This is a genomic window from Pseudomonas sp. ASL4, assembly GCF_056680395.1.
On record NZ_CM155280.1, the window covers coordinates 1961638 to 1974835 of the forward strand.

At 60.7% G+C, this 13198-nt stretch carries 11 protein-coding genes; 4 read left to right on the top strand and 7 right to left on the bottom strand.

Annotated elements, in window-relative coordinates:
• Positions 1–5 precede the first annotated feature (5 nt).
• Positions 6–3098 carry a multidrug efflux RND transporter permease subunit gene (locus tag AC1MEW_RS08930; protein WP_480426095.1) on the bottom strand — a complete coding sequence of 1031 codons (3093 nt, stop codon included), beginning with the start codon at positions 3096–3098 and terminating at the stop codon, positions 6–8.
• Positions 3095–4255, bottom strand: coding sequence for an efflux RND transporter periplasmic adaptor subunit (locus AC1MEW_RS08935; protein WP_480426097.1), 1161 nt, complete (start codon positions 4253–4255; stop codon positions 3095–3097). Before AC1MEW_RS08935 ends, AC1MEW_RS08930 begins: the two co-directional genes overlap by 4 nt.
• Positions 4256–4889: 634 nt before the next feature.
• Between AC1MEW_RS08935 and AC1MEW_RS08940 the strand changes: the two genes are divergently transcribed.
• The 3 genes from AC1MEW_RS08940 (at position 4890) to AC1MEW_RS08950 (ending at position 7005) form a co-directional block, all read left to right on the top strand.
• Positions 4890–5237 (top strand): DUF6124 family protein, encoded by a 348-nt coding sequence (locus AC1MEW_RS08940; protein WP_480426099.1) that lies wholly within the window; start codon positions 4890–4892, stop codon positions 5235–5237.
• Positions 5238–5467: 230 nt separating this feature from the next.
• A complete protein-coding gene (locus tag AC1MEW_RS08945; protein ID WP_213938545.1) occupies positions 5468–5725 on the top strand; it encodes a hypothetical protein in 258 nt (85 codons plus the stop codon).
• 137 nt (positions 5726–5862) lie between these two features.
• On the top strand, positions 5863–7005 hold the full coding sequence (locus tag AC1MEW_RS08950) for a transporter substrate-binding domain-containing protein (RefSeq protein ID WP_480426102.1): 1143 nt from the start codon (positions 5863–5865) through the stop codon (positions 7003–7005).
• A 362-nt stretch (positions 7006–7367) separates the two neighbouring features.
• Here the strand turns inward: AC1MEW_RS08950 and AC1MEW_RS08955 are convergent, their stop codons facing one another.
• From AC1MEW_RS08955 to norR, 5 genes are all read right to left on the bottom strand, one after another.
• The gene (locus AC1MEW_RS08955) at positions 7368–8117 is read right to left on the bottom strand and encodes a YkgJ family cysteine cluster protein (RefSeq protein ID WP_480426104.1); all 750 of its coding nucleotides are present in this window, start codon (positions 8115–8117) and stop codon (positions 7368–7370) included.
• Between the two features lie 83 nt (positions 8118–8200).
• Positions 8201–8527: a hypothetical protein gene (locus tag AC1MEW_RS08960; protein ID WP_201206519.1), complete on the bottom strand. Its 327-nt coding sequence runs from the start codon at positions 8525–8527 to the stop codon at positions 8201–8203.
• A 148-nt stretch (positions 8528–8675) separates the two neighbouring features.
• Positions 8676–9134: a GNAT family N-acetyltransferase gene (locus AC1MEW_RS08965; protein ID WP_201206517.1), complete on the bottom strand. Its 459-nt coding sequence runs from the start codon at positions 9132–9134 to the stop codon at positions 8676–8678.
• A 26-nt stretch (positions 9135–9160) separates the two neighbouring features.
• Entirely contained in the window at positions 9161–10063 is a 903-nt protein-coding gene (locus tag AC1MEW_RS08970) for a chemotaxis protein CheV (protein WP_201206516.1), read from the bottom strand.
• A gap of 126 nt (positions 10064–10189) precedes the next feature.
• Entirely contained in the window at positions 10190–11740 is a 1551-nt protein-coding gene (norR, locus tag AC1MEW_RS08975; protein WP_480426107.1) for a nitric oxide reductase transcriptional regulator NorR, read from the bottom strand.
• Positions 11741–11887: 147 nt separating this feature from the next.
• Here norR and hmpA point away from each other — a divergent pair, with 147 nt between their 5' ends.
• Positions 11888–13069, top strand: a complete 1182-nt coding sequence (hmpA, locus tag AC1MEW_RS08980; protein WP_201206512.1) for an NO-inducible flavohemoprotein — start codon at positions 11888–11890, stop codon at positions 13067–13069.
• The last annotated feature ends 129 nt before the right edge of the window (positions 13070–13198 follow it).

The following is a 13198-nucleotide window of genomic DNA, read 5'->3' on the forward strand; positions in this document are numbered from 1 at the left end:
CCGCCTCAGTCTGTGGTCGCCAGTGCCGGTAGCGGCATTGGTTTGGGCCGATGGAAAAGCCGCTCCAGCCACAAGTATATGACCGGAGTGGTAAACAGCGTCAGCGCCTGACTCACCAGCAAGCCGCCGACTACCGCAATACCCAATGGCTGGCGCAGTTCGGCGCCGGTGCCGTAGCCGAGCATCAGCGGCAAGGCGCCGAGCAGGGCGGCGAGGGTGGTCATGATGATGGGCCGGAACCGCGTGATACAGGCCTTGAAAATCGCCTCTTCCGGCGGCAAGCCACCCTTGCGCTGCGCTTCGAGGGCGAAGTCGATCATCAGGATGCCATTTTTCTTGACGATGCCGATCAGCAGCACCAGCCCGATCAGCGCCATGATCGAAAAGTCCTGGCCCCAGATCCACAACATGATCACCGCCCCGAGTCCGGCCGACGGCAGAGTCGAGATGATGGTCAGCGGATGGACGAAGCTCTCATAGAGCACGCCCAGAATGATGTACACCGCCACCAGCGCCGCCAGAATCAGCCACGGTTGGCTGGCCAGCGAACTCTGGAACGCCTGGGCTGCGCCCTGGAAGTTACCGCTGATGGCCGTCGGCATGCCGATGTCGGTTTTGGCCTGATTGAGCATGATCACCGCATCACCCAACGCGACGCCGGGCGCCAGGTTGAACGAGAGGTTGGCGGCCGGGAACATCCCGTCGTGGGCGATGGACAATGGGCCGATGGTCGGCGCATCGAATTTCGCCAGCGCCGACAACGGCACCATTTCCCCGCTCAACGGCGAGCGCAGGTAGAAGTAGTTCAGGCTTTCAGCCTTGCCGCGCTGCTTGGTGTCCAGTTCCAGGATCACGTTGTACTGGTTGATCTGGGTCTGGAACTCGTTGATCTGCCGCTGGCCGAAGGCATCGTACAACGCTTCGTCGACATCGCTGGCGGTCAGGCCGAAACGCGCGGCGGCGCTGCGGTCGATGCTGATGTGGGTGATGCTGCCGCCCAGTTGCAGGTCGTTGGAAATATCACGGAACGCCGGGTTGGTCCGCAGTTTTTCCGTCAGGCGCTGGGTCCAGGTACTCAGCACGCCACCGTCATTGCTCTTGAGCACGTATTGATACTGGGCGCGGCTCGGACCGGAACTGAGGTTGATGTCCTGGCCGGCGCGAAGATAGAGCACGATGCCGGGGACTTTCATCAATTGCGGGCGAATCCGGTCGATGAACTGGCTGGCGCTCACGTCGCGGTCACCGCGTGGTTTCAGCGCAATCCAGAACCGGCCGTTGGCGATGGTCTGGTTGCTGCCCGACACCCCGACCGAGTGGGAAAACGCCTGCACGGCCGGGTCAGTCGCGACGATTTCCGCCATCGCCAAGTGCTTTTTCACCATGTCGCCGTAGGAAATATCAGCAGCCGCTTCGGTGGTGCCGAGGACGAAACCGGTGTCCTGAATCGGGAAGAAACCTTTGGGGATAAAGATGTAACCGGCAATCGCCAGGCCCAGCGACAGGCAGAACACACCGATCATCAACTTCTGGTGGGCGAGGGCGCGGCGCAGCAGTTTTTCATAGCCATCCAGCAAGCGTTCGCCGAAGGTCTTTTTACTGTGAGCGTGATGCACCGGTGCGCGCATATATAGCGCGGCCAGGGTCGGCGCCAGTGTCAGCGACACCACTACCGAAATCAGAATGGTCGAGGTCGCCGTCAGGGCAAACTCTTTAAACAGCCGCCCGACCACGCCGCCCATGAACAGCAGCGGAATAAACGCCGCCACCAGCGAGAAGCTGATCGAGACCACCGTGAAGCCAATCTCGCCGGCGCCTTTGATCGCTGCCTCGCGCATGCCGTCGCCGGCCTCCAAGTGACGGTGAATGTTTTCCACCACCACAATCGCATCGTCCACCACAAACCCCACGGCCACCACGATGGCCACCAGGGTCAGGTTATTCAGACTGAAGCCCATGATGTACATCAGGGCGAAACTGGCGGTCAGCGACACACCCAGTACGGCCGACACAATCATGGTCGCCGACCATTGGCGCAGGAACAGCGCCATCACCGCCACCACCAGCATGATCGCGATCAGCAGGGTGATTTCCACTTCATGCAACGATGCGCGAATGGTCTGGGTCCGGTCGATCAACACCTTGACCTGCACCGAGGCCGGCAGCATCGCTTCAAGGCCCGGCAGTGCAGCTTGGATACGATCGACCGTTTCGACAATGTTCGCCCCTGGTTGCCGGGAGATCACCAGGTTCACCCCCGGTTGATCGCCAGCCCACGCCTGAACGTAGGCATCTTCCGAACCGTTGACGACTTTGGCGACATCCTTGAGGTGAACCGGTGCACCGTCCTTGTAGGAAACGATGAGTTGGCTGTAATCCTCAGGGTGGAACAGCTGGTCGTTGGTGGACAGGGTCGAAATGCTCGACTCACCGTACAACGCACCTTTGGCCAGGTTAAGGCTGGTCTGCTGGATCGCCAGGCGAATATCGGCCAACGTCAGGCCGATGGCCGCGAGTTTGTCCGCCGAGGCCTGGACGCGGATCGCCGGACGTTGCTGACCGGTGATGTTGATTTGGCCTACGCCATCGATCTGACTGATCTGACGCGACAGCAGGGTTTCCACCAGGTCACTGAGTTCAGTGCCGGGCATTTGGGTCGAGCTGACGCTGAGGATCAGCACCGGGCTGTCGGCCGGGTTGACCTTCTTCCAGGTCGGCAGGGTCGGCATGTCCTTGGGCAGTTTGCCGGCGGCGGTGTTGATCGCGGCCTGGACTTCCTGGGCGGCGGTGTCGATGCTCTTATTGAGGGTGAATTGCAGGGTCAGCAGGCTCGAACCCAAGGCACTGCTCGACGTCATCTGGGTCATGCCGGGGATGGCGCTGAATTGCACTTCCAGCGGCGTGGCCACCGACGACGCCATGGTGTCGGGGCTGGCACCGGGCAGTTGCGCGGACACCTGAATGGTCGGGAATTCTGCTTCCGGCAACGGGGCGATAGGCAGACGCGGGAAGGCAATGACGCCCAGCAACACCAGAGCAAAGGTCAACAGGATGGTGGCGACCGGGTGATCGATGCACCACGCGGAGGGGCCCTTCATTGTTTAGGCTCCGCTTGCACCACTTGCGCCGGCTCGGTCAGCACCTGCACGGTCGAGCCGGGCTTGAGCCGGGACTGGCCGTCGCTGACCAGCACATCGCCCGGTTTGACGCCGGTGATGATGTCCTGGCCGCTGCCCTGATAAACCATCTGCACCTGGACGATCTCGACCTTGTCGCCGTTGACCCGGTAAACGAAATGTTGATCGAGGCCGCGCTGTACGACGGTCGGCGGCACCACCAGCGCATCTTTATCCAGCGCTGTCTGAATTTTTACCGTCACCAACAGGCCGGGCCAGAGCTTCTGGCCGGCGTTGTCGAATTCAGCCTTGGCGCGGATGGTCCCGGTGTTGGCGCTGATCTGGTTGTCAATCAGCGTCAGGTGGCCTTCGCCCAGCAGGTTGCCGGTTTCGCCATCGGTGTCGGCGCCGATGTAGGCCTTCACCTGAGCGCGCTGCGGGTCGCTGATCAAACCTTGCAGGGTCGGCAGCATTTGCTGCGGCAGGGAAAACTCCACGGCAATCGGGTCGATCTGGGTCACCGTGAACAGCCCTTGGGCGTCAGCCATGCGCAGGAAGTTGCCTTCGTCCACCGTACGAATACCGACGCGACCGGTGACCGGGGAGCGAATCTGCGTGTAGGAAAGCTGCACCTGAGCCGCGTCGATGGACGCTTGATTGCCTTGGGCGGTGGCTTTGAGTTGGTTGACCAAGGCCTGTTGCTGGTCGTAGGTCTGCTTGGACACGCCGTCATCGACGCTCAGCAGTTTGTAACGCTTGAGGTTGACCAGCGCCACTTGCAGCTGCGCCTGGCTTTCACCCAGTTGGGCGCGGGCCTGGTCGAGGCTGGCGCGGATTGAGCGGTCGTCGATGGTCGCGAGCAAATCGCCGGCCTTGACCAGTTGACCTTCCTTGACCAGCAGCTTGGTGAGGATGCCGTCGATTTGCGGGCGCACCACAACGCTGTGCAAAGACAGCACCGAGCCGATGCCGCTGACGTAGCGCGGCACATCCTTCTCGGCAACCGCAACCACCCGCACCGGCACGGCGGTAGAGACGGCGAGTTTGGCCGTGGTCGGTTTGGTGGCGTACCACAAGCCCAGTGCTGCGACTGCAATCAGCAGGGTTGCGATCAAGGCGGGTTTTTTCTGAATTCGCATGCTTGTGGGGCGCCGGGCTAGAGGGACGGGAATATGGACAGATTTTATACCTCTCCTTATAGCCCTGTTACCCGGTCAGCAAAGTGACTGCTAACTGACGGCGCTGTCAGTTTGGGGGCGATGCCGGCATTCAGATAGACCGCGTTATCGTTCTTCGCGAGCAAGCCCGCTGCCACAGGGGACCGCATTCCAATGTGGGAGCGGGCTTGCTCGCGAAGGCGTCAGAACAAACAACACAAAACCCTCTGACCGACACTTGTCGATCATTCCCACACTCACATGAGGAAATGCCGACAGGAATGCCCTCGGTGTTTATACGAGGGTCTGAACCGTAGAACTTTCCCACGACATTTTCAGGTTGTCCGTCGGACGCTGGCTCTCTAGTCTTTTGGCTGTCGCTGACCCATCAGCGATCGGGTGTGAGAAGCCCGGCAAGTAATGGTCATACAGTGTCTGTGCAAGCATAATTGCCGCCAGCTTATTCGCTGCCAGCAATTGCGTTATGGCGGCTGTGTGCGGGCGGACTTCGGTCCGGCCGGGTGTCCATTACCGGTCTTCTCACCTCGCACATAGCTGCCACCTCTTTGCCGTGTGAGAAGCGGCGAGTGGAGGCTCCAAGGCTGGAGAATTTCCAATGGACAAATTAATACCCGATCCACCCGTCAATACCTCAGAAGCCGAAGAATTACTCAAGGACCGCGAAGCCACCCAACGCGCCCTCGACTACTACCTCAATCCCGCCGACCCCAGCGCCGCCAAGCCCCGTCGCCCCAGCACCATGTTCCAGATCGCCCCAAACGTCGACACCGAAAGCCTGCTGGCCCACGCCACCGAATCGTTGGCGTCAGCGAGCGTCATGATCAGCGACTTCGCTAACAACCTGAGCGGCCCGCAGCGCAACACCGCGTTGGGCATCCAGCAAATCATCATGCAGGCGGAATTGGCGGTGAACCGAGCGTTGGATAACGTCGACCCGGTGTAGACCGCGTTATCGTTCATCGCGAGCAGGCTCGCTCCCACAAGGACACCGCCGTACCTGTGGGAGCGAGCCTGCTCGCGATGGCGTCAGCCCAATCAACACAAAACCCACAGACCGACTACTTGTCGCTTGAAACTCGCCGCTTGCACCTTGCCGGCCCCGACACAGGTATACTGCCGCCTTTCGCGGCCCACCCACCGGGCGCGACTCTTTGTGCACCACCCGGAGCTTTCATGACTTCCCCGACACAACCGCCGGTCGCCGACGCTTTGAGCGACGACCCGGCAGACCTGCCAGACAGCGTCGACTCCAGCGCAGACAGCGAAACCAAAGCCGCGATCCCGGCGTTCAAGTTTCCGTTCAAACCGGGCGAACTGGCTGCGGCCAAGAACGCCAACCAGCCGTGGTACAAGAACGGCGCCAAAAACGGCCACACCAAAACCCCAGGCGCAGCGCCACCGGGTACTCGCCGTTCGATGGGTAAACGTTGACCGTCAGCGCTTGTTAGAAAAAAAGCCTTTCTAATATCGAGACTGTTCCCACAAGGATGAGCGATTCGTCCTCTGGGAAAGTCGGTGGTCACTCGTCGAAGATTCGCTTCCGTGAATATTCGATGAAGGCCACCGAAATGCCTCTGCTAAAAATCCTCTCTGTATTGTCGCTGGCGGTCCTGACCACCGGTTGTGTGTCGTCTGCGGCCGATCCACAGATCCGCTTCGGGGTCGAAGCCCTGGTCCCGCCGTTCGAAAGCCGTAACGACAAAGGCGAACTGGTCGGGTTGAACATCGAACTGGGCAATGCGCTGTGTGCGGAACTCAAGTCCAGCTGTGTCTGGGTCGATCAGGATTACGCCACCAATATCGAAGCCCTTGAGGCCAAGCGTTTCGACGTGATCATGCCGATGACCGCCACGCCGGCGCGTCGTGAGCGGATCGACTTCACCGACAACCTTTACCCCCTAAGCAGCCGTTTGGTGGCGCGTGAGGGTTCGGATCTGCGCCCGACGGCGGAGTCGCTCAAGGGCAAGCGCATCGGCGTGCTCGAGGGCACCAGTCGCGAGGCATTCGCCAAGGCCCGCTGGGCGACGGCAGGTGTGGAGGTTCGCAGTTTCAAATTCAACAATCAGTTGATTGCCAGCCTGCAGGCGGGGGAAATCGACGCCACTGTGCAAGACGCCATTGAAATCAGCCATGCACTGTTGAACCATCCCCATGGCCGCGATTTCTCCTTTGCCGGGCCGGCCCTCGATGACCCGATGCTGGGCAGTGGCGTGGCCATGGCTGTGCGCAAAAGTGACACCGCGCTACGCGACAACCTGAACGCCGCATTGGAGCGTCTGAAGCAGAACGGGCAGTACGCGTTGATTACTCAGCGCTACTTGCCACCCGTAGCCGTCAACGCTCCAATCTATTTTCCTAACGACGAAGGCCTGCCATTTTCCGATGCGGTGCAATTTGGCGAGACCATTTATCTGTCCGGTGTCCTTGGTCTTGGGGTTGACGGTGAACTGGTCAAGGGCGGTATCGGCCCACAGATGACCCAGACCATGGCGAACCTGCGTACCGCATTGCAACGCAGTGGTTCGTCCCTGGCCCATGTGGCCAAATGCACGGTCATCCTTGCCGACATCAAGGATTTCAGCGCGATGAATGAGGTGTACAAGCGCGCCTTCCCGGCGGATCGTTTGCCGGCTCGCACCACATTCGTCGCCAAGGCGTTGGTGCTGGACGCGCGGGTCGAGGTTGAATGCCTGGCGGTGGCTGCTCGCTGATTCACGTCAGGAGTGATGGCTAAATGCCGGGAAACTGAGCCAGATCAGTGTTTGTGGCTTCAGCGCGCTTAGAGTCAGCAGCCCTGCCGACTCTTCCCAATAAAACGAGCGCGCTATCCATGAAGATCAACCTCCTGGTAACGGGCCGCGCCGTGGAGTATCAGTCGGTTCGCACCAAGCCGAATGCCCGGCAAGTAGAGGCTGCGGAAAAAGCCTACGCGCAACTTCGTAGTGGTCGGAGTGGCTGGTCTGCCGCCATCGCGAGCAAGCTCGCTCCCACAGGAGATTTGTGCACGACACAGATCAAATGTGGGAGCGAGCTTGCTCGCGATGGGGCCATTACAGGCGCCACATGCCTGGGATCAGGCGGCCCGCAACGAAATAAACGCATAGTTAACCGGCGCTTCAGTCGCCACTTCACCCCCAGCCGCCAGCACTTGCCCGGCAATGTCCTCGCCGGAGACGTGAAACAGCCATTCACTGCCCGCAGCTTCCAACGGTTGCGCCACGACTTGATCAATGACCGAAGCAAAAGCCCCCATCTCCGGCAAATAAGCGGTAAACCCATCGCCCTTCAGCGCTGTCGTGCGAATCCCCAACAACCCGCAAATCGCATCCTTGGTCTGAACATCATCGCGATCCGCCTGGCGTGAGCGTTGGATCAGCGTCTTCAACTCCTGATCCACCAACTCGCCACCCACAATCAGGTCCGGCCCTTGTTCCCAGGACTCGGGCGGACATTCCTTCACTGCCGGGTTCAGCGGGATGTGCGGATTGATTTCCATTGGGTAGATGCGGCACACCAGCGGCCGGCGCTCATAGATGCGGCAGAGATTCTCTTCGTCAAGATTCCGGCAACGGCCGACGTTGTAGGCCGCGAAGGTGATCGCGACGTACGCCTCGGTTGCCCCGCTGCGAACCAGCACCGAACGACGTTCGGCGTGTTCTCGCTGCAAGAGAGGCAGGCCCAGGCCATTGCCCAGAAAGCCTTCCACCAACACGATCACCTGGCCGCCATCGTCAGCCCACATGCGGGCTTCCGTCAGGGTCAGGGGGACATGGTGGTCGTTGCAGCATTTGCCGCAACCTACGCAGGAAAACGTCGTGTTCATTGTTCGATCGATCGCCGGTAAGGTCATCAAATGGCGACAGAAAGCCATCGCCAAGGCGTGTCTCGAAGCAAGTTATGCGCCACTCACGGCTTCTTGGCGGTCGGGCGGATGGAGTCCCATTCGGTGACGTAGGCGGTTTTGGTTGCCTTGTTGTAGAGGCATAGCTCGGTGCCTTGTTGGCCCTTCATGTGCTTTTGCGGGTATTGGCCTTGCAACAGGAGCGCGGTGTAGCCAACCCGGTCGTCGAATTGCGCGGCGGTGCCGACGGGTTTGGCGTCCTTCAGGCCGCTGGCCTTGGTGCAAGTGGCGAGGACGGCTTTGTCGTAAGCGGCCCAGGCGTCGGGGCTGGCGGCGTGAGCTTGGGTCGTGAGGGCGGTGAGGGAGAGTAAGAGCAGGGTGGTGGTTTTCATTATTTGGGCGTCCTTGGGCGTGATTTGGCCAAGGTTGGAGTATGCCTGATGGTTGTGTGGTGTTTGTGCGGGCCTCTTCGCGAGCAAGCCCACTCCCACAGGGGGAATGCATTCCAATGTGGGAGCGGGCTTGCTCGCGAAAGCGGTGTTAGGCCGGAACGGGTTCCCGGCGAACCACCCGCATCCCGGCACTTTCATACAATCCCTGCGCCCGAAGGTTGTCTTCCAGCACCTTCAGATCAACAAACCCCTCGCGGCGTTGCTGAAACGTTTTGAAAGCATGTAGCAGCAAAGCACGACCCAGCCCAAGACCCTGAACCCGTGGATGCACCACCAGGCTCTTGATGTAGGCGCTGGTCCAGCACTGGCAAACGCCGACGATGCCCTCGGCGTCCAGCGCGATGAAGCACAGGCTCGGATCGTATTCAGGATCGGTTTCAAAACGCTGCTGCCAGACGTCCAGCGCCGGCACGCGACCGCCACCTTCGCGATAGCCAAGTTCCATCAGTTGATGCACGGCTTCAGCGAGTTCGGGGCGGTATTGGCGCAGTTCAATGCCGGTTGGCCAGGCGATGTCGGGCACAGCCTCAGCGAGGTTGCGCCGCATCAAGAAGCAAAAGTCCTCGGCCACACTCAGTGACCTTGCTCGGCGACAGCCTTGGCGGCTTCGATCAGGCACCTGGTCAGTTCTGGCGAGGAGAACTTGGTCAGTACCGCGTTGGCGCCGGCCAAGCGCGCTTTTTCGCTGTTCATCGCGCTGTCCAGCGAGGTGTGCAGCAGCACGTAGAGGTGCGAGAAGTCCGGGGTTTCGCGCAGGGTGCGGGTGAAGGCGTAGCCGTCCATCTCCGACATTTCGATGTCCGAGACGATCAGGTTGATCTGCTGGGCAGTGCCTTGCAGGTCCAACAGGCAATCGATGGCTTCCTTGGCGCTGCGGGCGGTGTGGCATTGCAGGCCGAGGTTGCGCAGGGTGTGCACCGATTGTTGCAACGCGACCTGGCTGTCATCGACCACCAGAATCCGCGCGTTACCGAGGACTTCAGCATCTTCCATACTCAGTTCGGTCGGCGCCGTTTCGATCTGCGCCGGGGCGATGCCGTGGATGACTTTTTCGATGTCCAGTACTTGCACCAGCACGCCGTCGACCGAGGTCACGCCGGTGATGTACGAACGCACGCCGCCAGAGCCGAAGGGCGGCGGGCGGATGTCGGTGGTCAGGCAGTGAACGATCTTGCTCACCGCTTGAACGTGCAGGCCCTGCTTGGAGCGGCTGACGTCGGTGACGATCAGGCAGCCGCCGTTCGGATCTTCCAGCGGCCGTTCGCCAATGGCGCGGCTCAGGTCGATCACCGACAACGACGCGCCGCGCAGGGTGGCGATGCCTTTGACGTGAGGGTGCGACTCCGGCAGCTTGGTCAGCGGCGGGCAGGGGATGATTTCACTGACTTTCAGCAGGTTGATCGCCATCAGCTTGCCGCTGCGCAAGGTAAACAGAAGAAGCGAAAGTGAATCTGCGCGGGCTTTGGTGGAGGACATAAAAACCTTCTTTGGAGAAAGGTGATGGGCGAGTGGAACGTCGCCAAAAGCTATTGATGCCGGGTTATCGACTTGATGGGGGCAGGCTTTAGAAATTTGGGAGCGGGCTTGCTCGCGAAGGGGCCATCACTTCATACCCAATCTTTTGGCCATCCGCCCAAGGTTCGCCCGATCCAAGCCTAGCTCACGGGCCGCACTCGCCCAATTGTTATGGTGGCGTTCCAGACAGGCGTTGATCAGTTGACGCTGATACTCCTCGGTCGCCGCCCGCAAGTCACCCGCGACCAAAGCCACAGGGCTGACGGCCGGTTGCTCGGCTGGCACCTCAACGCTGCCATGGGGCAAGTCCAGGTCCGCCGCGCTCAAACTGAGAATCTTCGGCCGTTCCTTGCAGTTGCCCAGCGCCTTCAAGGCACTGCGGCCAATCAAGTGCTCCAGTTCCCGCACGTTCCCCGGCCACTGATACGCAAGCAGCGCCGCTTGGGCATCGCTGCTCAGGCGCAGGCTGTTGAGGCCCATGCGCGAGCGGTTCTGTTCGAGGAAGAAGCCACTGAGCAGCAACACATCGCGCCCGCGATCCCGCAGCGCCGGCACCAGTAGCGGATACACGCTGAGGCGATGATAGAAGTCGGCGCGGTAGCGGCCGCTGCGTACTTCTTCGGCGAGGTCGCGGTTGGTCGCCGCGATCAGCCGCACGTCGACCTGATGCTCTTTATCCGAGCCCAATCGTTGCAGTTGACCGCTTTGCAGCACCCGCAGCAGCTTGGCCTGCACGGTCAGGGACAGTTCACCCACTTCATCGAGGAACAACGTGCCGCCATTGGCCAGTTCGAACTTGCCGCGCCGGTCGTTCATCGCCCCGGTGAACGCGCCGCGCACATGACCGAACAGCTCGCTCTCGACCAAGGTGTCCGGTAGGGCGGCGCAGTTGAGGCTGATGATCGGTTTGTCGGCGCGTGGCGAAGCGGCGTGAATTGCCTGGGCTACCAGCTCTTTGCCGACCCCGGTTTCCCCTGTGATCAGCACGGTCAGGTCGCTGCCGCCCACCAGGTTGATTTCTTCCACCAGGCGTTTGTGAGCCTTGCTCTGGCCGATCATCTCGCGGTTCTGCTGGCCGCTGGCCTGACGGTAGATCTCGGCGCGCTGATGTTCGTCTTCGACGCGAGTGGCCAGCCGTTCGATGCGCTCGGCGGCGTTGACGGTCGCGGCGGCGAGGCTGGCGAAGGCTTGCAGGGCGTCCAGTTCGATCGGCTCGAAGCGCTCCGGGTCTAGCGCATCGAGGGTCAACAGGCCCCACGGGCGCTCATCGATAAACAGCGGGCAGCCCATGCAATCATGGACTTCCAGATGCTCGTCGAGGCCATCGACCAAACCGTCGTAAGGGTCGGGCAGGTCGCTGTCGGCGGCGAAGCGGGTCGGCCCGGGGCTGCTGAGCAGCGCCTCGAAACGCGGGTGTTCGCTGATTTTGAAGCGCCGGCCCAAGGTATCGGTGCTCAAGCCGTCCACGGCCAGCGGCACCAGCCATTCGCCGTCGAGACGCAGCAGGGCAGCGGCATCGCAGGGCAGCAGGGCGCGCATGGCTTCGAGCAGGCGCCGATAGCGCTCGCCTTCAGGCAATTCGCGGGACAGGTCGGAGACCAGCGGGAGCAGGGCAGTGAGCAGGGATTTTGCAGTCATAGTGACTCCATGTAGTCGACATGACTATAAAGCACTGCGTGTCGATATGACTATGGCGAATACAACTTATTGATTTATAAAGTTTTAATTCTTGGCATGGAAACTGATAAGTAAAGGGTATTCACATAAAGCTCAGGAGTCGCCCTTATGCTTAGCGTTCAAGACCGTGCCATCGTTAAATCCACCGTGCCGCTGCTGGAAAGCGGTGGTGAAGCGCTGATCACTCACTTCTACCGCATGATGCTCTCCGAATACCCGGAAGTCCGCCCACTGTTTAACCAGGCCCACCAGGCCAGCGGTGACCAGCCTCGTGCGTTGGCCAACGGCGTGCTGATGTACGCGCGGCACATCGATCAGCTCGACCAGTTGGGTGACTTGGTGGCGAAGATCATCAACAAACACGTGGCCCTGCAAATTCTTCCGGAGCATTACCCGATTGTCGGCGCGTGCCTGCTGCGCGCGATTGCCGAAGTGCTGGGTGATGAAATCGCCACCCCTGAAGTCATCGCGGCGTGGGGTGCTGCCTACAACCAATTGGCCGACATTCTGATCGGTGCCGAAACCAGCATCTACGACCAGAAGGAACAGGCGCCGGGCGGCTGGCGCGGGGCGCGGGAGTTCATCGTCGCGGCCAAGGTCGAGGAAAGCGCGGAAATCATCTCGTTCTACTTCGAGCCCGCCGACAAAGGCCCGATCCTCGCCGCCGAGCCGGGTCAGTACATCGGCATGAAGCTGATCCTCGATGGCGAAGAGATTCGCCGTAATTACTCGTTGTCCTCCCTGTCGGACAACGGCCAGTACCGCATCAGCGTCAAACGCGAAGCTGGCGGCCGCGCCTCCAATCATTTGCATGATCAACTGCATGTGGGCGCGAGCATTCAGCTGTTCCCGCCCTCGGGCGAGTTCACCCTGACCGCCAGCGACAAACCACTGGTGCTGATCAGCGGCGGCGTCGGCATCACTCCGACGTTGGCGATGCTTGAAGCGGCGCTGGCGACCGAGCGGCCGGTGCACTTTATTCACTGTGCGCGTAATGGAAGTGTTCATGCGTTCCGTGACTGGATCGATGGTTTGGCGGCGCGTCATCCGCAGCTCAAGCGCTTCTATTGCTACGCCGAAGACGATGGCGTGAGCCCGGTGGCGGACAAGGTCGGGCTGTTGAGTCAGGAGCAGTTGGGGGCGTGGTTGCCGCAGCAGCGGGATCTGGATGCTTACTTCTTGGGGCCGAAAGGCTTTATGGCGGTGATCAAGCGTCATTTGAAAGCGCTGGGTGTGCCGGAGAAGCAGAGTCGTTATGAATTCTTTGGGCCGGCTTCTGCTTTGGAGTAACAGTCGGAGACCGAGTCGCTTGCTCGCGAATGGCCACACCTCGGTCTAAATTCTGGAAAACGCTCAAAAGTTAATCCCTTCTTAACCGGTCTATCGTCTATTCCCCGACATCTACCGGCGCGCACCTGG